21 protein-coding genes are annotated in these 19,487 nt (G+C 69.7%); 13 read left to right on the top strand and 8 right to left on the bottom strand.

All coding sequences use genetic code 11. The annotated features are described in order from the left end of the window. Positions 1–25: 25 nt before the first annotated feature. Positions 26–922, bottom strand: a complete 897-nt coding sequence (locus ASD90_RS01225; RefSeq protein ID WP_056750509.1) for a CHAD domain-containing protein — start codon at positions 920–922, stop codon at positions 26–28. Positions 923–1,027: 105 nt separating this feature from the next. Between ASD90_RS01225 and ASD90_RS01220 the strand changes: the two genes are divergently transcribed. From ASD90_RS01220 to ASD90_RS01200, 5 genes are all read left to right on the top strand, one after another. Then, entirely contained in the window at positions 1,028–1,945 is a 918-nt protein-coding gene (locus ASD90_RS01220; protein ID WP_235506341.1) for a S1C family serine protease, read from the top strand. A 65-nt stretch (positions 1,946–2,010) separates the two neighbouring features. After that, positions 2,011–3,183, top strand: a complete 1,173-nt coding sequence (locus tag ASD90_RS01215) for a MoxR family ATPase (protein ID WP_200958513.1) — start codon at positions 2,011–2,013, stop codon at positions 3,181–3,183. Continuing rightward, positions 3,162–4,178 (top strand): DUF58 domain-containing protein, encoded by a 1,017-nt coding sequence (locus tag ASD90_RS01210; RefSeq protein ID WP_056750506.1) that lies wholly within the window; start codon positions 3,162–3,164, stop codon positions 4,176–4,178. Before ASD90_RS01215 ends, ASD90_RS01210 begins: the two co-directional genes overlap by 22 nt. Positions 4,179–4,202: 24 nt before the next feature. Next, complete coding sequence (locus tag ASD90_RS24105) at positions 4,203–5,195, top strand: VWA domain-containing protein (protein ID WP_304437892.1); 993 nt, start codon at positions 4,203–4,205, stop codon at positions 5,193–5,195. 1 nt (position 5,196) lies between these two features. After that, a complete protein-coding gene (locus ASD90_RS01200; protein ID WP_056750504.1) occupies positions 5,197–6,330 on the top strand; it encodes a VWA domain-containing protein in 1,134 nt (377 codons plus the stop codon). Positions 6,331–6,458: 128 nt separating this feature from the next. On the opposite strand, the gene ASD90_RS23285 is transcribed toward ASD90_RS01200, so the two are convergent. After that, complete coding sequence (locus tag ASD90_RS23285; protein ID WP_157622924.1) at positions 6,459–7,352, bottom strand: hypothetical protein; 894 nt, start codon at positions 7,350–7,352, stop codon at positions 6,459–6,461. 928 nt (positions 7,353–8,280) lie between these two features. Between ASD90_RS23285 and ASD90_RS01195 the strand changes: the two genes are divergently transcribed. Then, a complete protein-coding gene (locus ASD90_RS01195; RefSeq protein WP_056750501.1) occupies positions 8,281–8,745 on the top strand; it encodes a cupin domain-containing protein in 465 nt (154 codons plus the stop codon). Positions 8,746–8,811: 66 nt separating this feature from the next. Here the strand turns inward: ASD90_RS01195 and ASD90_RS01190 are convergent, their stop codons facing one another. Both ASD90_RS01190 and ASD90_RS23725 read right to left on the bottom strand, forming a co-directional pair. Next, the gene (locus ASD90_RS01190; protein WP_162260159.1) at positions 8,812–9,675 is read right to left on the bottom strand and encodes an alpha/beta fold hydrolase; all 864 of its coding nucleotides are present in this window, start codon (positions 9,673–9,675) and stop codon (positions 8,812–8,814) included. A 434-nt stretch (positions 9,676–10,109) separates the two neighbouring features. Then, positions 10,110–10,886 carry a hypothetical protein gene (locus ASD90_RS23725; RefSeq protein ID WP_056750496.1) on the bottom strand — a complete coding sequence of 259 codons (777 nt, stop codon included), beginning with the start codon at positions 10,884–10,886 and terminating at the stop codon, positions 10,110–10,112. Positions 10,887–11,314: 428 nt separating this feature from the next. Here ASD90_RS23725 and ASD90_RS01180 point away from each other — a divergent pair, with 428 nt between their 5' ends. Beyond that, positions 11,315–11,833: a histidine phosphatase family protein gene (locus tag ASD90_RS01180; protein ID WP_056750494.1), complete on the top strand. Its 519-nt coding sequence runs from the start codon at positions 11,315–11,317 to the stop codon at positions 11,831–11,833. Between the two features lie 322 nt (positions 11,834–12,155). On the opposite strand, the gene ASD90_RS01175 is transcribed toward ASD90_RS01180, so the two are convergent. Then, positions 12,156–12,890: a hypothetical protein gene (locus ASD90_RS01175; protein WP_056750492.1), complete on the bottom strand. Its 735-nt coding sequence runs from the start codon at positions 12,888–12,890 to the stop codon at positions 12,156–12,158. A 418-nt stretch (positions 12,891–13,308) separates the two neighbouring features. Continuing rightward, the gene (locus tag ASD90_RS01170) at positions 13,309–13,557 is read right to left on the bottom strand and encodes a hypothetical protein (RefSeq protein WP_056750489.1); all 249 of its coding nucleotides are present in this window, start codon (positions 13,555–13,557) and stop codon (positions 13,309–13,311) included. Positions 13,558–14,063: 506 nt separating this feature from the next. On the opposite strand from ASD90_RS01170, the gene ASD90_RS01165 reads away from it, so the two are divergent. The 3 genes from ASD90_RS01165 (at position 14,064) to ASD90_RS01155 (ending at position 15,963) form a co-directional block, all read left to right on the top strand. Then, positions 14,064–14,513, top strand: coding sequence for a GNAT family N-acetyltransferase (locus ASD90_RS01165; RefSeq protein WP_056750487.1), 450 nt, complete (start codon positions 14,064–14,066; stop codon positions 14,511–14,513). Between the two features lie 139 nt (positions 14,514–14,652). Beyond that, positions 14,653–15,048, top strand: a complete 396-nt coding sequence (locus tag ASD90_RS01160; protein ID WP_056750484.1) for a DUF1801 domain-containing protein — start codon at positions 14,653–14,655, stop codon at positions 15,046–15,048. Between the two features lie 342 nt (positions 15,049–15,390). After that, positions 15,391–15,963 carry an alpha/beta fold hydrolase gene (locus tag ASD90_RS01155; RefSeq protein ID WP_157622920.1) on the top strand — a complete coding sequence of 191 codons (573 nt, stop codon included), beginning with the start codon at positions 15,391–15,393 and terminating at the stop codon, positions 15,961–15,963. A 148-nt stretch (positions 15,964–16,111) separates the two neighbouring features. Here the strand turns inward: ASD90_RS01155 and ASD90_RS01150 are convergent, their stop codons facing one another. Continuing rightward, on the bottom strand, positions 16,112–16,486 hold the full coding sequence (locus ASD90_RS01150; protein WP_056754181.1) for a YciI family protein: 375 nt from the start codon (positions 16,484–16,486) through the stop codon (positions 16,112–16,114). Between the two features lie 145 nt (positions 16,487–16,631). Here ASD90_RS01150 and ASD90_RS01145 point away from each other — a divergent pair, with 145 nt between their 5' ends. Continuing rightward, on the top strand, positions 16,632–17,141 hold the full coding sequence (locus ASD90_RS01145; RefSeq protein ID WP_056750477.1) for a putative immunity protein: 510 nt from the start codon (positions 16,632–16,634) through the stop codon (positions 17,139–17,141). A 34-nt stretch (positions 17,142–17,175) separates the two neighbouring features. Here ASD90_RS01145 and ASD90_RS01140 read toward each other — a convergent pair whose 3' ends face one another. Next, positions 17,176–18,120: an SDR family oxidoreductase gene (locus ASD90_RS01140; protein ID WP_056750474.1), complete on the bottom strand. Its 945-nt coding sequence runs from the start codon at positions 18,118–18,120 to the stop codon at positions 17,176–17,178. 118 nt (positions 18,121–18,238) lie between these two features. Between ASD90_RS01140 and ASD90_RS01135 the strand changes: the two genes are divergently transcribed. Next, positions 18,239–18,808, top strand: a complete 570-nt coding sequence (locus ASD90_RS01135) for a TetR/AcrR family transcriptional regulator (protein ID WP_056750471.1) — start codon at positions 18,239–18,241, stop codon at positions 18,806–18,808. A 107-nt stretch (positions 18,809–18,915) separates the two neighbouring features. After that, entirely contained in the window at positions 18,916–19,410 is a 495-nt protein-coding gene (locus ASD90_RS01130; RefSeq protein ID WP_235506340.1) for a DUF4440 domain-containing protein, read from the top strand. Positions 19,411–19,487 lie beyond the last annotated feature (77 nt).

The following is a 19,487-nucleotide window of genomic DNA, read 5'->3' as shown; positions in this document are numbered from 1 at the left end:
ACCCGGACGTCGAGTGGGGCGGTGTCTACGCGAGGGCTCGGTCAAGGGCTCGGTCGAGACGCCTGAGCGCCTTGCCGCCGCGACGCTCGAGGCGCTCCGCGGCACGCTGCTCGTCGGCGTCCAGGTGGCCGAGCAGGAAGGCCGCGGCCACGCCCGCGTCCTCGTCGATCGCCAGGTGGCGCAGCGTCGCCCGAGTGACGACGGCGTCGTGGTGGTCACCGAGCAGGCCCTGGACGTCCTCGGCACGCTCGGCGACCCGGCGCACCTTCGACCCGGTCATCGGAGCCACCGCCTCGGCGGCGTAGCGCAGCCGCTTGGCCGCCTTGCGCACGTCGTGGAGGCACGCCGCCCGCAACTCGGGGTCGGCCGCCGCGTCGGCGACATCGGCCAGCTCCACCCTCTCGCGCACCCGCTTGCCCTCCTTGCGCAGCACGGTGCGGACGACCTTCGCGACGCTCCGCTCCGCCTCGTCGGTGAAGGGCGGGTGCGTGACGACGCTGTCGAGCAGGGCGGTCATGGCGGCATACCGGGTCGACCCGAGCGTCTCGTCGATGACCTCGGTGGCGGCGGTGGCGTCGAGGTGCATCCGGGCGCGGAGGCCGGTCACGGCCTCGTCGAGGCCGACGAGGCCGGCGGGGCCGATGTCGTCGAGCAGCGTGTCGACGAGGTCCTGGACGACCTCGGCGTCCCGTGCCTCGCCGAGGCGGCCCGCCGCCCAGCGCAGCTCGTCGCGGAGCGGTTCGGTGACAGCCGGGTCGACGAGGGCGTGGAAGCTCGCGAGGGCGCTGCGGATCCGGCGCATGGCGACGCGGAGGTCGTGGACCCCTTCGGGCTCGCCCGCGCGCACGTCGGCCTCGGCGGTCGTCAGCGCCTCTCGCTGCTCGCGGAGGTGCTGGCTGAGCAGGGAGGCGGCAGACGGCATACCTCTCTATACCCGTCGTCGGGGCGGCCGTCCTCGGTTCTCGCGATCCTGTGAAGACTCGACAGCCTCTGCCGCTCGGGTCTCAGGAAACGTACAGTCGAAAAGGTGGCACGGGTCACCGCTCCCCCTGCGATCGACACCGCCGTCGCCCCAGGCGCCAGGCTGCTCCTCGGCACGCCCGCCCCGGAGCCCGAGCCTCCCCCGCCCGGTCGGTGGCAGCGTCTCCGCGACCGTCTGGCCCGAGTGTCGCGCCGTGCCTGGTGGGGCATTGTCGCGCTCCTCGTCATCGTCGCGCTCGTGACGACGTATGCCGTCACGCGGCCTCCGGCACCGCACGTCCTCACGCAGCGCGACGTCGACACGAGCGTCCAGCGCGGCATCGAGAAGCAGGCGGAGGCCGACGCCGCCGCCCCGGCGGACGGGTCGGTCGCGCACGCGGCGATCGCACCGTCGCTCGTGCTCATCGAGACCCGCGACACCGTGGACGGGGTCGAGCAGGAGGGCAGCGGCGCCGGGGTCGTCGTCAACGAGGACGGCACGGTGCTGACGGCGCTGCACGTCGTCGACGGGTCGACGAACATCACCGTCACCTTCGCCGACGGCACGACCTCGCCGGCGAAGGTCGCGAGCGAGAAGCCGGAGAGCGACATCGCGACCCTCACCCCGTCGACGCTGCCCGAGACGGTCGTCCCGGCCGTGCTCGGTGGTGGCGTCGCCGTCGGGGCGCCGGTCTTCGCCGTCGGCCACCCGCTCGGCCTGACCGACTCGCTGTCGGCCGGCGTCGTGTCGGCGCTCGACCGGACGGTGCGCGTCGAGGGCGACCGCAAGCTCGAGCACCTCATCCAGATCGACGCAGCCGTCAACCCTGGCAACTCCGGTGGGCCGCTGCTCAACAAGGCCGGGCAGGTCGTCGGCATCGTCACCGGCCTCGCCAACCCGACCGACGAGACCCTCTTCGTCGGTATCGGCTTCGCGGTCCCGATCGCGACGGCGGGAGGGGCGGCGGGCAGCCCACCCCGCTGAGAGGACGCCCCCACGCGGGGGGCGAGCACACGGCATACGCCATCGACGAGCGTGACCCAGCAGGCGTGAACGAGCAGGAGGACGGCATGGACGGACAGGCACCCACTGGTCGGCACGCGCTGGAGCAGGCGCTCTACGAGGTGAAGCGGACGATCGTCGGGCAGGACGTGCTCGTCGAGCGGATGCTCGTCGCGCTGCTCGCACGGGGGCACCTGCTCGTCGAGGGCGTGCCGGGGCTGGCCAAGACGATGGCGATCAAGACGCTCGCGCAGGCCATCGGCGGCGACTTCCAGCGCATCCAGTTCACGCCCGACCTCGTGCCGGCCGACCTCGTCGGGACGCGGATCTACAACCAGAAGGACGGCGAGTTCCAGGTCTCGCTCGGGCCGGTCTTCGCCAACCTCGTGCTCGCCGACGAGATCAACCGCGCGCCGGCGAAGGTGCAGAGCGCGCTGCTCGAGGTCATGCAGGAGCGGCAGGTGACGATCGGCCGCGAGACCTACCCGGCGCCCGACCCGTTCCTCGTCATGGCGACGCAGAACCCCATCGAGTCGGAGGGGACATATGCGCTGCCCGAGGCGCAGGTCGACCGCTTCATGCTCAAGGTGCTCATCGGATATCCCTCTGCCGCTGAGGAGTTCGTCGTCGTCGAGCGGCAGATCTCGGCCGCCGTGGCGACGGTCAAGGTGCTCGACCCGGAGATGCTGCGCGGCTTCCAGCGCGAGGCGGACGCCGTCTACGTCGACCCCGCGGTCATCGAGTATGCCGTCCGGCTGGCCACCGCGACGCGCGAGCCGGCGGGCGTCGGCCGGGACGACCTGGCCCGGCTGCTGACGTACGGCGCGAGTCCGCGCGCGTCGATCAACCTCGTGCTGGCGGCGCGGGCGCTGGCGTTCCTGCGGGGGCGGGACTACGCGCTGCCCGACGACGTGCGCGACCTCGCACGGGACGTGCTGCGGCACCGGATCGTGCTGTCCTACGAGGCGCTGGCCGAGGACCTGTCGGCCGACGACCTGCTGACGCCGATCCTCGAGGCCGTGCCGGTGCCGACGGCTCCGCTGCGCGAGCGGGTGGGCGGTTTCGACGGGGCCGGTGGGTCTGGTGGATCTGGTGGGTCGGCTTCTGTGGCGGGCGCTTTCGGGGCCGAGCTTCCGGGGGGACCTGGTGGTTCTGGTGGTCCCGGTGGTCCTGGTGCCGCCGGTGGCGGTGACGCGACATGGGCGCGACCTCCACGCTGAGCGCCGAGAGCCTGCTGCGGCGCCTCGAGTGGAGGGTGGTGCGGCGGCTCGACGGGCGACTCCAGGGCGACTACCGGACCCTCTTCCGGGGTGCCGGGCTCGACTTCACCGACCTGCGTGAGTACGTGCCGGGCGACGACCTGCGGCACATCGAGTGGAACGTGACGGCGCGGCTCGACGAGCCCTACGTGAGGGAGTTCGTCGAGGACCGTGAGCTCACGGCGTGGCTGCTGCTCGACCACTCCGCGTCGATGGGCTTCGGGCCGGTCGACCGGCAGAAGGACCTCGTGCTCGCCGAGGTGGCGACGACGCTCGCGCACGTGCTGACGCGTGGCGGGAGCCGGGTCGGGGCGATCGTCATGGACACCGGGGTCGACCTCGTGATCCCGCCGTCGTCCGGCCGCAACCAGGTGCTGCGGATCGCCAAGACGCTGCTCGACCGCCGAGAGGCGCGCGCTGCTGAGTCCGAGGTTGCGGCGGCGGCCGGGGCCGGCGGGCGGGGCGAGCGCGGGTGGCTCGGGCGGCGGAGGGCGCGGACCGCGGGTGGGCGCGGACCTGGCGGGACGGCATACGCAAGCCGTGGGGTGACCGACCTGTCGGTGCTGCTCACCGCGGCGGCGGGGATCGCGCGGCGGCGGTCGCTCGTGCTCGTCGTGTCCGACTTCATCACGGCGGACGGGTGGGAGGCGCCGCTGTCGCGGCTGGCGCGGCGTCACGAGGTCGTCGCGATCCAGGTCGTCGACCCCCGCGAGAGCGAGCTGCCGGACGCGGGCGCGGTCTACGTCGAGGACGCGGAGACGGGCGAGCAGATCTTCGTCGACACGAGCGACGTCGGGTTCCGGGCGCGGCTGGCGGCGGCCGCGGAGGCGCGACAGGCGGACCTCGAGACGCGGGCGCGCAAGGTCGGCGTCGACCTCTATCCGGTGCGGACGGACGACGACCTCGTGCGGTCGCTGCTGCGGATCTCCGAGCTGCGGCGGAGGCGACGGCGATGAGGTGGTCGCGATGAGGTGGTGGCGGTGAGCGAGCTGTCACTGATGTGGCCGTGGGCGCTGGCGGGGCTGCTCGTCGTGCCGCTGCTCGTCGTCGGCTACCGACGGGTGCTGCGGGCGCAGGGGGCCCGGCGGGCGGCGCTGGCGGCGGACGGGCTCGTCATGCCCGCGCCGGCACGGTCGCGGTGGCGGCACCTGGGTCCGGCCCTGCTCATCGCGGCGATGGCGGTCATGGTGCTGTCGCTGACGCGACCGGTGGCGTCGGTCACCGAGCCGCACCGGGACGGCACGGTCGTGCTCGCGTTCGACGTGTCCAACAGCATGGCGGCGACGGACGTGAAGCCGTCGCGGCTCGAGGCGGCGAAGGCGGCGGCGCGGGGGTTTGTCGCGAAGCAGCCGGCGTCGGTGCGGATCGCGGTCGTCGCATTCGGCGGAACCGGGCTCGTGACGCAGCGGCCGACGGACGACCGGTCTGCGGTGCTGGCGGCGATCGCGCGGCTGAAGCCGGCCGGTGACACGTCGCTGAGCGACGGGATCCTCGGCGGGCTGAGCGCGATCGTCGGCAAGCCGGTCAAGGCGCCGGGCGATGCCGAGAAGGGGACGGACGAGGAGACGCCGGTCGGCTACCACGGCGGGACGGCGATCGTGCTGCTCACCGACGGCGAGGACACGACGAAGGACGGGCCTTCGGGCGCAGCCGAGCTCGCGTCGGCGGCGGGGGTGCGGATCGAGCCGATCGGGCTCGGGACGCCGGCGGGGACGACGATCAAGGTGGACGGCTTCAGCATCGCGACGGCGCTCGACGAGTCGTCGCTGCAGGCCATCGCGGAGACGACGGGCGGGACGTACCGACGGGCGTCGGACGCTGCGACGTTGGCTGCCGTCTATGACGCGATCGAGCTGCAGTGGACGACGCGGACGGTGCCGCACGAGGTGACCTCGTGGGTGGCGGCGCTCGCTGCCCTGTTGCTGCTGGGTGGGGCGACGGTGTCGGTGCTGCGGCAGGGGCGGGTGATCTGACGTGTCGTTCGGGGTGCCGCTGCTGCTCGTGACGCTGGTCTTCGTGCCGGTGCTGCTCGGGATCTACGTGTGGCAGCTGCGGCGTCGGCGGCGGCAGACGGTGCGCTACTCGAACGTGGCGCTGCTGCGTGCTGCCGGTGCTGGGTCGGCGTCGTGGAAGCGGCACGTCCCTGTGGGTCTGGTGCTCTGCGCCCTGGCTCTGCTGGGGCTCGCGAGTGCGCGGCCGACGGTGCGGGCAGCGGTCCCGACGTCGAGCTCGACGATCATCCTGGCGCTCGACGTGTCAGGGTCGATGTGCGCGACCGATGTCGTGCCGAACCGGCTGAGCGCGGCGCAGGCGGCCGTGCGGACGTTCGTCGAGGGGCAGGACGACGAGACGAAGGTCGGGCTCGTGGTCTTCTCCGGGTTCGCGCAGCTCGCGGTGGCGCCTACCGCGGACCGGGGAGAGCTGCTGGCGGCGATCGACGCGGTGACGACGGGGCGTGGGACGACGATCGGGGCGGCGATCCTGAGGTCGATCGACGCGATCGCCGAGCTGGACCCGAACGTGGCGCCGGCCGACCCGGTCGAAGAGCCGACGACGGACGGGCCCGGTCTGGCGGACCCGACTCCTGTGCCCACCCCTTCTGTTGGTGGGGGTGTCGGTGGCGGCTCGGGTAGCGGCAGTGGTGCGGCAGTGGATGTGGCGCCGGAGATCATCGTGCTGTTGACGGACGGTGCGAACACGCGTGGGGTGACGCCGGCCGAGGCTGCTGACCAGGCTGCGGCGCGTGGGGTGCGGGTCTATCCGATCGGCTTCGGCACGACGAACCCGACGCAGATGGCGTGCACGCGCGACCAGTACGGCGGCTTCACGCCTCGGACGCGTGACTTCAGTGGTCCCGGTGGTGGGTCGTTGGGTGGCCGCAACTTCCTCGTGGTGGACGAGGCGGCTTTGAAGGGCGTCGCTCAGAGGACGGGCGGCGAGTACTTCGCCGCGACAGACGCCGACGGCCTGACCAAGGTCCTCGCCGACCTCCCCAAGCACGTGACGGTCAGCGAGCAAGACATCGACCTCAGCGCAGCCTTCGGCCTCCTGGCGGCAGCGCTGCTGCTTGCAGGACTGGCCATCTCATTCCGCCGGTCAACCTCTTGAGCAGCTCCGCAGTCACAGCGGAGTGGCTCCACCCCCCAGCCTTCAGCTCAGGCGGGAACCTGCGGGACCTGTCCCCGTCACGACTCCACGCTTCCCAAGGATTGAAGCCTCCCTAAACCCGGGGCGGCTCAGCCTGCCCGCCCGGAGTGAGTTGGATGCGGCTTCTTCGTGCGCGTTGGCGTAGGCGTGACTGTCACCGTGGGCGGCGGCGTTGTGGTTGCCGTAGGCGCAGCAACAGCGTTGTGCTCAGCCATCACCTGCTGCAGCGCGGGCGAGTTCACCAGGGTTGGGTTCGAGGATGACTGGTTGCCCCATGAGTATGAGTAGTCCATGACCGGGTCGGGCAGGTACTTGGCCCACTCAGCCAGCATGGCGCGCAGCTGTGTCGCCGTGGGCAGGGTGTAGTAGCCACCCGAGATGTTGTTCTGCCCGAAGCACTGGAAGGTCGGGACCAATTGTGATCGTGGGATACCTGCTGTGTCTGCCCAACCCACCCGCTGTCCGATCTTGGTCAAGTCACACTGGGGGTTGGCGATGCTGCACGGGTACGGGTCCAGGCCGACCAGATGAACCCCAGTGACAGCGGGACGGAACGGTGTCATGTCCACCTGGTCATCCAGCACGATGAAGGTGTACTGGCTGGAGTTCTTGCTCCTGATGTAGTCCGTTCGTGACTTCAGGGCCGCCGGGCCACCAGGGCAGTCTGAGATGTGGGGTTCGTCGCTCAAGTAGTAGCCGAAGACCCCTTCATTGGTACTGAGATTGTCGATGGCGCTCCGAAAACTTGCATCTGCCGTGGTGGGGCACTTCTGTCCCAGCCAGACCAGGCCTCGTACTCCACTGGGAAGATTCCCCACGTTGCTGGGACTGGTGTCGAACACGTTGTAGCCGAGGGCAGCTGGTGCTGTGCTTCCCCCAAGATTGGCGATGAAGTGCGCCGTGGTCGACGCGCCGTTACTCACGGCCGCGAAGGGGATCAGGGCCAGAACCATAACCAGGGCCAGTGACCCTGCGATCCTCACGTGTGTGGCTCTCACGTTCTACTCGCCTGTCCTCGCTCGTTCACTTCAGTCAGGGACTTCCTCAAGGCTTCGTTGTCAGCGCCCTGTGCACTGATGCGTGTCATCTCGGGCTGCTCGTTGACATCGAGCAAGAACGCGTGAGTGGCACCAACGACGTTCCTGGAGGATGCCTCCCCCTCGTCCGCTGGACGTCTGGTCTCTGGTTCCATATCCCCTCCAACTAGAACAAACTGCTCATATTTTCGGGTTCTCCCGCCAATAGCGGCGTCCAAGGATATCGGGTTTTGTCTACGTATTTGCGTTTGCCGGGCAGTGGTAGTGGTCGACCTCATCAGCCGGGCCGCGACAGCGCACTGGGCCACCCCGGCGCAGGTCGCCCTGGCCTGGCTGCTCGAGCAACCCCTGGATCGTCCCCAACCCCGGCAACCCCGCCGGCTCGAGCGCCCTCGACCAGATCGGCGCCACGCAGCCCGAGCCCTCCTTACGCGATCGCACCGCACTCGGCGAGACCGAGACCGAGACCCGGGTGCCTCTCGGATCCCGGCTACAACGAAGACGTGCACGAAGATGACCGGGCTCTGAATACCCTCATGTCGCGAGGTGCGCGTCATACGCGAACGTCCGACATTTCTACAATCCGCTGATCAAGCGATGGTCGGGCAATGTGCTGGTAGTCGAGTCAGGTGCCGGGCATTGAGGTGACCACGGATGTGCCGTAGACGAGGCGTGCGCCGGGGCGCGAGCAGCAGACCGAGGGTGCGTCACATCGGCCGCGACCGGGCAGACCCTCCGGCCACCTACCTTCACTAGGGAACGTCACACCCCCCTAGACGGGCGTTTCCTCGTTACGGAGGCTGCCTTCAGCGCGTGGCAACCGCCTTGGTTGGGAAGCAGTCCATCCACGCTCGGGCGAGGCTAGGGTCGAACCATGAGCATCGCTGACAGCGGCCCAGGTCCCCAGGCGTTCAACCTGGAGAGGGAGACGCTCGAGAACCCGAACTACCGCACCGTGGTCTGGAGCGGCACGTACCTGCAGGTCACGCTCATGTCGATCCCGGTGAACGGCGACATCGGACTGGAGAAGCACCCTGACACCGACCAGTTCATCCGGCTCGACAGCGGCCGCGGGCGAGCCCAGATGGGGCCCAGCAAGGACGAGCTGACCTTCGACCAAGAGGTGACCGACGGCTGGTGCGTCATCGTTCCGGCCGGCAGCTGGCACAACGTGACCAACATCGGTGACGAGCCATTGCAGGTGTACACCGTTTATGCGCCGCAACACCACCAGCCGGGCAAGGTGCACCAGACCAAGGCGATCGCCGACGCCGACACCGACGACGAACCCGCGGACTGGTCGGTACAACCAGCCTCGGCCGCGGACCAGCGCGCCTAGCCTGAGCCGCCTGACCAACATCTCCGCTGCGACGAGCGTGCTACTGCCGCAATGGGTCCGTTTTGGCTAATCGACGACGAAGTCGTGGATGGCGTTGGATAGAGCCAGCCGGCCGGGGCCCACCCAGTAGAAGTGGCTGGGCGCGTTGGTGTCGAACAGGTGGGTCCTGGGTACCGTGTGCACGAAGTCCTTGGCGTGTTCGAAAGTCACGCCACGATCATGTCGGGACGCCGTCACGAGGGTTGGGCAGGGAACCGACCGCAGAACCGCGTGGCGGTAGCACGCCCGGTCTGCCGCGCCTTGCCGAAGGTCCGTGACAAACCCCGATCCGGAACCCATGGCCGCGAAGGTCGCCCGAGCCGATGCGCGGTCCGCAGGCGTCCACGTGTGCCACCACGAGTCGACCGGGAGCGTCGACAACGTCGACATCATCAGACGCAGACCCCTGTCCGACGACGTCATCGCGCGGATGGCCCGCCAGGTGAGTCGTTGGGTCCCCGGAGAGAATCCCAGCGGGCCCGCCGCCGCCTCCAGCCTGCTGTCGGGGTAGGGCAACGTCGACGGAGCGCAGCTGTGCAGTACCAGCCGAGGCGCCAGGTGCCCCAGCGCGACAGCGACGTGCACCGCCTGGAGTCCCCCGAAGCTGATTCCCACGGTTGCGGCCGCTTCGCTGATCCCAAGCCCGTCGCAGACCTCCGCCACAGCAGGGACGAACTCGGCCGCCATCAGCGGACCCACGCGCGTGCGGCCGTAGCCAGGCCGGGAGAAGGCCAAGACCCGAAACCCCAGGTTGGTGTAGAGGTCTGAACCGAGCGGAGTGCCCGCCGAGGCGTGTCCCCCGGGAAAGGCGAGCACGACGGCTCCGCCGACGGGACCGGCCAAGGACACTTCCACAGGACCGAGTGACGTCGACACCACCTGCGTCTTCACACGCCGAGCATGCCACCGCCTGGAACGCAACACAGGTGGCGACTCGACAAGCTCCGAAGCGGGACCTGAGCGCCGACCCCCTGCGTCTGTCCGCCGCGTGCAGGGGTCTTGCCGAGTGCGTGGGTGGAACCGCTTGGAATTCCAGCGACGACCCCACACCAGAGGGTGTGGACGGCGTCATGGACGTGTAGTCGTCACGTCGTGGGGTGCCGGTTCCGGCGCCGTGGTCCCGGCAGCGGGAGGAGTGCGTCACACTGGTCGCGCGTGGGGTCAGCACCTGGGATTCGCCGCCCGACGCGGAGCCGAGCTGGCGATGCTCTTGGACGCTATTGCCGATACAGCCTCTCAAGCGGTACCACAATGGGTCTGGTGATCCGGCCGCTCACATGACGAGGCGCTGTGCGTGTGCCCTACGTGCGATGCCTCATCTGGCCTCATTCGCCGCCCCCGCAGCCTCCGCCCCCGCAGCCTCCGCCCCCACAGCCTCCGCCGTCGCCACCCCCGTCGCCACCCCCGTCGTCGCCACCTCCGTCGCCACCCCCGTCGCCACCCCCGCCGTCTCCACCCCCGCCGTCTCCACCCCCGCCGTCTCCGCGGCGTCCGACTCGCGCGTGACGGCGGCGGCGTGCCGGCTCCGGCTGCACCGGCCCGCCCAGCTCATGCTCGACGCATACGACGTCGTCCGACGTGGTGCAGGCGTCCCCCGAGCCGCACGTGGCGACATACGTCCGGGCCTCGTCGATGCCCGCCCAGAGGTCCGCGGCGAACAGGGTTGGCGCGGTACGCGTCGTGTCGGGATCCAGCCCGGCGCTCAGGCACGCGGTCCTCCAGGTCCCACGTAGGACCGTGGTCTGGTTGGCCGTGGCCTCCGACGACGCCATCAGGTACTCGGGCTCGTGGTGCAGGAACCTGCCGAACGCCCGCTGGCAGAACGTGTCGTACGCCCTGGTGAAGGTGATGAACTCGTGCCACGCCTCGTCGACGACGCGCGACGGCATGCTGGCCCGCAGGTCGGGATCCGCTGCCGCAGCGAGGAAGAACTGGCGCAGGCCGGCCTCGAGGACCGGGGCCCTCGCGGACTCGGGGCATCGCGCGAGGGCCCGGTCGATCATGCCCGGCGGGAACGCGTAGTCGGCGATGAACTGCGGGTCGGCCGCCGCTCGGTTCCCGCCTCGGACGATGGATCGGACCATCTCTGACATCGTGTTCATGCCACGAGGGTCCCGGTCCTGCGGGTGCCCGTCTGTGCCGACGGCGACATTCACGGCAATCGCGCGGGAAGCGAGCGCGGCCGCCCGAACCAGCGAGAACGCTGTTGTCGGAGCGGGTCAGCCGCAGATCCGGTCGCCGGCGATGCTGAGGAGGATCCACCAGATCCCGTGGGGCACCCACGCCCCCTCCAATGCGTTCTAGGTGTCCGGCCGCGTTGGCGGCGTAGCCCGGTCAGGCTCGGGACCGCGACAGATAGAGGTGCCGACGCGGAATGACATACGGTCCGCCCCTTGGAGCGTTAGCGCGTCCTTCCACCCCGGTCAACGCCTCACCCGCACGATGCCGGGGGCCGTCTCCAGCCATGCCGCCCCCGCGTCAACGGAGTCCTTTGCTTGTGCCCTTCGCGATCCTGTGTCCACGATGAGGGATGCGCTACGTGGAGCTTCGGCGGCACACCGACAACGACGGCGACGAGTTGACCGCACAAGGTGTGGCGGATGCGGAGGCGATCGGCCGCGAGGGACTCCACCCGCCGTACGCCGCATTCATCTCCTCCGGCGCGGCCCGCGCCACCCAGATGGTCAGGATCCTGCGCCGCGCCGCCGGGCAGGACGACTCCCCCATCTCCGAGGTGATAGGGCTGCGCTCGTTGGTCGAGGACCGCTGGCGGGCCGCTGCCAAAGCAGCGGGTAAGGACGCCACGGCCGAGCAGATCCGCGGGATCGACCCAGACCTGGTCGAACACGAGGAGCGGCTCCTCGGTGCAGCGCTGCGAGGCGTCGTCGAGTCACTTCCGGAGGGCGGCCGGGCCCTCGTGGTCGGACACAGTCCGACGAACGAGGCTGCAGTGTCAGGCCTGACGGGTGAGACCGTCGAACCGCTCGGCAAGGGTGCCGGCGTGCTGCTCATCGAGGACGACGGCAGGTTCACCATCAGCCCTTTGTAGGAATGCCGCGGACCCCCTACCGCCGCTACCCGGAAGGCTCACCGATCTAGTGCATCGCGTTCTGTTGGGCGCTCTGGCGTCGTCGTCCGCTTGCCAGCCGAGTGCGTCCTTCCGCCGCCTTCCGGCGCAGGTGGTTCTTCAGGCCGTGAGTAGGGCTGGCGCTTGCGGTTCATCTCGCCGCCGGCTTCGGCGGCTATTGGGCCCTCTCTGCCTGGAGTTGGGAGTAGAGCTTGTTGGGCCATCGGGCCTGCGCGGCACGGGGTCTCGTGGGCTCGCCTTCGGAGGTCGCTGCCAGGACTCGGCTCCCGATGTGGCCGGCTCCTTATAGGGCCGGCGGTGTGCGGCCAAGGAGGGCCGTCGCTGCGAAGGCCAGCCCCCACGCGATCACGACGATGCTCAGGAGCACCCCGAGGCTTCCGACCACGTCGGGGTAGAGCGCGCACACGGATCCGAACCAGATGGCCGAGACCGAGGCCGGAAGCGCACTGAGTCGAGAGCCTTTGGCTCCGACCGCTCGGGCGACCACAGCGATGAATGCCGCTGCCGCGACCGCGAACCCGAACGCGGCCTGCATGGGCAGGTGCATCAGTTCCCACGTGTTGTCGTCTACCGCGTTCGACCGGACCGCGGCCACGACCGCGACCGCGTGAGCGATGCTCCCGATCCCGGCGATCGTCGCCAGGACGAGCGGCGTGGCGGGACAGGCCCGAAGCCTGGGCCGTGCGGCTGGCCACAGCGAGCGCATGGACATTACGAGAGGTGCGGCGGCCGACAGGATGACGAGGGCTCCCGCGAGGGCCTGTCCCGGGATACGTCCGACCAGTCCGACGAGGAGGACGGCGCAGCCTGACGCGCCGACGATGTGGAGGAAGATCCACCATCGGGCACGCACCGCGAACATTACGAGAGGCCATGCGACAAGAGCTGTGTACAGCAGCCCCCATGAGGTTCCCACAACGTAGTGCGCATTGAAGCGCGCATCCTGAAGAGGGACGACCAGAAGGTCGATGAGCCCGAAGAAGAGGACTGACCAGAAGAGAGCGGCGATGGCAGCCACCGTCCGGGCTAACCAATGCGGCGAGGATATTTCAGGGGCGACTTCCCTTGTGTGCACTGTCATTTCTGACCTTCCTTCCCGTTAGTCGATTGTCGGCCTGAGAGCGCTGCGCGTCTGGTGTTGAGCAACATGAGGATCTGATTCTGGATCCGGCCGTTGTCGGCCGGTGAATCGTGGTCCTCGCGCCAAAGAAGCCGTGACGTCGCGCCCCGTTCTGCCGCATGTATAGGCCCGCTCAGGACATGGTCCGCTCGTTCAAGCGGGGTTGTCAGAGGTGCGTAACACCGCCGCGAGCGGACGAGGTAACCCGATCGGGCTACCGTCGGGCTGTAGGGCTGCGTTGCTTGTCTGGGCTGGCGCCCGACCCGGCAGCACCAACCGAGGTCACGACAGCGGTCGGCCACTGCGCACGAGCTGGTCAGCCAAGACCGCCGCCGAACCCTCCGCCGTCGAACCCTCCGCCGAATCCACCGCCGGAGAGGAAGTGTGCGGGGCCAGGACCCGAGGCGCTGACGGTTCCGCTGCCTGCCTCGTGGTCCGGGTGGATCGAGGCGTCGAAGCGGGGGCTGCCGCAGTCGACGCAGATCCGTTCGTGCATGTCTGCGATGGGGGTGGGCTGCCAGCGGTGCCGACCGATGGCGCATCTGATGCTCTTGTTGGTGTTCATGCAGTCAGGGTGCGCTTCGGGCCCGGTGCTGTCTGTGCGCTGGGTGACGCAGGGCGAAAACGCCAGGATCCCCGAGTCGGTTCCTGTGAGATCTCCTGGCGTGCGTCGCCGGCGGGTCTCGAAGCGCGCAGAAGATCCCGCACGCCTCCCTGACCATCGTTCCCGGCGGCGACCACCCTGCGGCAGGCGCCCGGCTACTGCTGCGGCGCCTCTCCGCTGCCCTCGTACGTCGTCGCAATCAGTGCCGGATGGCCCGGCAGGTTTCCGGACCAGCCGTGATGCCAGCGAATGTAAGGCCCGAGCGACACGGCGAGTGCCGGACTCCGGGAGCCTCGTCGCTGGCTGCGGCGGACGCGTGGATGCGTCTAACCGCCGCGATACGGTCTCTTCGGCATCGATGCGGTGCGGAACTGGGGATAGTGTTCTTCGCTGTCGGAGCGACGCATCTCGTGGGTCTCCGGTGAGGATGTGAGTGGCCGTGTCGACAGACTGCTGACGCTGAGGAACTGGCCTCGGTCCACGTTCAGGCGTGGCGGGAAGCCTACAGAGAGCTGCTCCCAGAGCATTTCTACGATGACGCCGCGCGCGAGAGTCGGCAGGTGATGTGGTCGGGTCTTCTCTCGGAGGAGGATGCCGGGGAGCGGTTCCGTGTCGCCCGGCGCGAAGGCCGAATCGTGGGGTTTGTCATGCACGGTCCGGCCGCCGACCACCAAGGGCACCCGCCGGAGCGCGATGAGCAGCTGTACGCGCTCTACGTGCTGTCCAGCTGCTACGGCCACGGTGTCGGTCAAGCTCTCCTTGACCAGGCTCTCAGCGAGCGGCCTGCACAACTGTGGGTGGCCAAGGGCAACGCGCGGGCTCGCCGGTTCTACGAGAAGAACGGATTCACAGCCGACGGGACCGAGCAGGTCGATCCAGATCTCGACGGGCTGGTCGAGATACGCATGGTGCGATAGGCGGACACCGCCGCCCTCACGACAGCGATGTCCGACATGCCGCACCACCGCCAAGTGGTCGCGTCCTTTCGCCGCCAGCCGGCGCACTGTCAGTCGGCCGCAGTGGAGTCCCAGGCCGTGGCCGACTTACGGTGGGTCGATGGGAGAGCTTGCGCATCCGGGAGTCGACACCTACATCGACCGCCTCCCGCCGTGGCAGCGGGACATCTGCACCGAGCTGCGAGAGATCATCTGGGAGGCAGACACGGACATCACAGAGACCATCAAGCGGTCGGTCCAGCCGTACTTCGTTCTGGACGGCAATGTCTGCGCCCTCCTGGCGACGAGAGACCACATCAACCTGTTCCTGTACGACCCGACAGTCCCTGACCCAGACGGCATCATCAACCAGGGCGAAGGCAACAAGACGGCCCGCGCCATACAGATCTACCGCGGCAATCTGATCAACCATGCGCCGCTGCTCGCGGTCCTCAGAGCCATAGTGAGCAACAACCGAGCCGGCGGTTGGCGACGGATCCAGAGGGCCAGCGGCTGACCAGCTGCGCCGGCCGTAACGTCACTGAGCCGCTGCCGGGCATCTTGGAGAAGCATCAACGTCGCCTAGACACGGGCTCGCCCGACGGCTGCTGTGCACCACCCATCGTGAGTCAATGCGCTTGCTGCCCCAAGATCCTCGGGGCTCGGAAGCGTCCACCGCGCTGGCGTGCCCTGTCTGCGGGGCTCTGAAGCCTTCGAGGATGCCGACACCCCTGTTCACACCGTTCTGATCCCGGGCCTGTTGTGCTCGGCCCGACTGTACGACCAGCTGCTGCCGATCGTGTGGTCGTACGGCGGGGTCACGATCGCCGACACTCGTCGCGACAGCACGGTGACCGGAATGGCGCAACGGCTGCTTGCCGCAGCGCCCGGCCGGTTCGCGCTGGTCGGTCTCAGCATGGGCGGCTACGTCGCCCTCGAGGTCATGCGCCTCGCACCGGAACGGGTCTCGGGGCTGGCCCTCATCGCCACCTCGGCACGTCCGGACTCCCCCGAACAGGTGGCCAGCCGACGCGAGCAGGAGCGTGCCGTTGCCGCAGGCCGTTTCAACGAGCTCGTCGATGCCGTCTACCCCGTCCTGGTCGACGCCGACACCGTCGCGCGCACGGACCCGGCCGACGCCTGGCGAACGCTGGCGCTCGAGATCGGTCCCGACGCCTTTGTTGCCCAGCTCGAAGCAGTCATGAGCGGTCCGGACTCACGCCCCGACCTCGCGGCGATCCGTTGCCCGACGGCTGTCATCCATGGCACGGGCGACCGGCTCATCGCACCGGAGAACGCCGTCGAGATCGCTGACGGCGTCCCCGGCGCCCAGCTCACCCTCGTCCCAGACGCCGGCCACATGATCGCCCCGGAGCAACCGGGTGCTGTGGAAACGGCCGGCAGGGGGCTGCTCGAAGCAGCGGCCCCATAGCCTCTCGACGCGTCCAGCAACACGAGCCCGGTTGAGAGCGCGGGCCGGGTCGGCCTGCCACGTCGCGACGATGGCATCGTTTCGAGTCGTGCGGGCCGGCGGTGGCCCAGACCCACGGCCGTCCCGAAGCCAACGCCATGGCTGGGCCTCAGTCGCCGGGCGCGTCCGGGCCGGTGGAGATCTGGCGCAGGGTCGAGATCACGGTGACCTCAGGCCAGTACTTGGCATGCAGCTCGGCGAACTTCCGCTGGTCGGCCACGGCCTCCTCGACGGTGTCGTACTGCATGATCGACCACCCTCCGATGACCTCCTTGGACTCGGCGTACGGTCCGTCGTGCTGGGTGATCTCGCCCTGGCTGACCACGAAGTTCACGGCGTCCTCCGTCCCGTACAGCCCGCCGCCGTCGAGGAATACTCCTGAGGCGGCCCGTTCGCCGATGTGGACGTCCATGGCATCGAAGAGTGCCTTCGGCGGTGTGCCGATCCCCTCTTCCATCCTCACGAATCCCATGAAACGCGGCATGTCGATCACTCCTACTCGTTGCTCGGGTGTGCTTCGTACTCCTACGTCGACCGGCCGGGGAGGTCTTCGACATCCTCCTCGAGATTTCTTCACCAGCCTGCAGACGGATCCCGCTTCGGGCCATGAGGGCTGGGAGGCTAGGTGCATGATCCTGCCGGACGTTCGCGACCCGCGCCTGGTCACGATCCGCCGTGGAGGCCTGCTCAGGGACGCGGATCACCAGCTCCTGGCCCTGTGGGCCGCCCGGTGTGCCGAGCACGTGCTGCATCTGTTCGAGGCGGAGGAGCCGTCGGACACTCGCCCGCGGGACGCCATCGACGCGGCGCGCGCGTGGGCCCGCGGCGAGATGACGATGATGGATGCCCGGGCCCGCGGCGGACACGCGATGGGGGCCGCTCGACCTCTGCGGGGAGCCGCCCGGTTCGCGGCCTACGCCGCGGGTCAGGCGGCCTGCGTGGGCCACGTGGCCGAGCACGACCTCGGCGCCGCCGCCTACGCGATCAAGGCCACTCGAGCTGCACACCCGAACGAGATCGACGCCGGACGGCTCGAGCGTGACTGGCAGCGCGACCAGCTCGACGAACGGATCCGGGCACTGGTCCTCGAGGACCAGGCTCGCCGGAACGCCATCTGCTGGTCGGTCTTCGAGGACTGACCACACGCCGCGACCGCGCCAAGGCGCCCGAACGTCAGCGCGACGGAGCCCAGTCAGCCTGCTCCGACCTGGTGTAGTGGCCGGCGTCGAGGTCCTCGATGAGGCTGGGCCCGGTCGGCTGCCAACCCAGCAGCTCGCGGGTAGCCGCGCTCGACGCGAGAGAGTCCAGGCCGATGAAACCGCCGAGCCAGCCGAAGTGAGCAGCCGCGTCGGCCGGGTCGATGGAGGTGACGGGCACGTCGAGCCGGTGACCGATGGCTTCGGCGATGTCGCGGAAGCTCACGCCCCCCTCCGCGACCGCGTGCAGCGTCGAGCCAGGCGGCGCCTGCTCCAGCGCCAGGCGGTAGAGGCGGGCGGCGTCGGACCGGTGCACCGCCGGCCAGCGGTTCGAGCCGTCGCCGACGTAGGCCGAGACGCCCTTCTCCTTCGCCACCCCGACGATGCTGGCCATGAAGCCCTCGTCGCCCTCACCGTGCACGGTGGGGGCCAGACGCACGGTCCCGGAGCGGACGCCACGCTCGGCGAAGGACAGCGCGAGCTCCGCGTTGAGCGCCCGAGCCGCCGGACCGACGGCGGAGGGGTCGATGTCGTGCCCGTCCGTCTCCGTCGCCACCTGGCCCGGAGCCGTCAGACCAAGCACGCCGGAGGCGATGAAGAAGGGCTTACCCGTCCCTTCGAGCGCCGACCCGAGGGTCTCGATCGCCGCACTGTCCGCGGTCGCCGCGCCGGCGTAGTCACCCGAGAAGGCGATGTCGTGCTTGAAGGCGAGGTGGATGACGCCGTCCGAGGCGGCGGCGGCATCACGCAGGACGTCGAGGTCGTCGATGCCGCCGCGCACCACCTCGGCGCCGGCCTGCTCGAGCGCTGCTGCCGACGCGTCGGAGCGGGCGAGACCGACGACCGAGTGGCTGTGTGCGAGGAGCTCGGGGACGACGGCCGAGCCGATCCAGCCGGATGCTCCGGTGACGAAGACGCGCATGGTGATCCTCCTGATCGTGACCGACCGGTCGCCGCCGTTCGCGCCGCCGTGATGTCAGTCTGTGACATCAGCACGATAACCCCTGATGTCAGTCCCTGTCATCGCTAGGATTCACGACATGGGTCGCTGGGAGCCGGATGCACGCGGTCGCTTGATGGCGGCGGCGATCGAGCTCTTCCTCGAGCACGGCTTCGAGCAGACGACCGTCGCCGACATCGCGGCCCGCGCCGGCCTGACCGAGCGCACCTTCTACCGGCATTACGCCGACAAGCGCGAGGTGCTCTTCGCCGGGCCGATCGACCTGCACGCCCTCCTCGCGGAGACCATTGCGGCACAGAGTGACTCGGCTGCTCCCATTGATGCTGTCGCCGCAGCGCTCGACACCGTGGGCGGCCTGCTCCAGCAGAACCGGGAGGGCTCGCGGCTGCGTCAGCGCGTCATCGACGCCAACCCGATGCTGCGCGAGCGCGAGCTCATCAAGCTCGCCTCGCTCGGAGCCGCCATGGCCGACGCCCTCCGGGCCCGTGGCGTCACCGACCCGACCGCGAGCCTCACCGCCGAGGCCGGGATCGCGGCCTTCAAGGTCGGCTTCGAGACGTGGATCAACGACGCGACCGACGCGCACGACCTCCAGCACCACGTGAGCGAGTGCTTCGACCAGCTCAAGGCCGTGACCGCCGGCCGCTGAGCCCCAGCCCAGCCCCAGTCCCAGCCCCCACACGACGCCACGCCACCCACCGACCCGGGCACACGGCATACGCCATCGGTCGGGGTGGCGCGGCTAGCGTGTGGGCCGTGACGACGGGAGCCGCGACATACGACCGGGCCAGCGACCAGGCCACCATCCAGGGCATGGTCGACGCGTTCTTCGGCGCGTTCGTCTCGGGGCCGGGCTGCTCGGAGCGGATGGACGGGCTGCGCGCGCTGCTGCTCCCCCGGGCCGTCATCGTGCGCACCTGCGGCCTGGAGCCGGCGGTCATGGGCGTCGAGGAGTTCATCGCTCCGCGCGAGGCGCTGCTGACCGGGGGCTCGCTGACCGGCTTCCGCGAGTGGCCGGTCGCGGGGCGCGTCGAGGTCTTCGGCGACATCGCCCACTGGTTCGGCGGCTACGCCAAGGCGGGCACGCAGGAGGGCGAGCCGTTCACCGGGCGCGGGATGAAGACGATCCAGTTCGTCCGCACGGCCGACGGGTGGCGCATCAGCGCGGCCGCGTGGGACGACGAGCGCGACGGCCTGAGCCTGCCCGACAGCCTGAGCCTGCCCGACAGCCCGAGCCCGCCCACTGACTGAGCCTGCCGCCCGACGCCCCCTGACTCCCCCACCCTGAACCGGGCGACCCCACGCCGTCGTGCGGTTCACTGGACCCC

The organism is Terrabacter sp. Root181, from assembly GCF_001428505.1.
GTDB lineage: Bacteria > Actinomycetota > Actinomycetes > Actinomycetales > Dermatophilaceae > Terrabacter.
The sequence above is the reverse complement of the archived record's forward strand: the minus strand, read 5'-3'. Positions and strand labels throughout refer to the sequence as shown.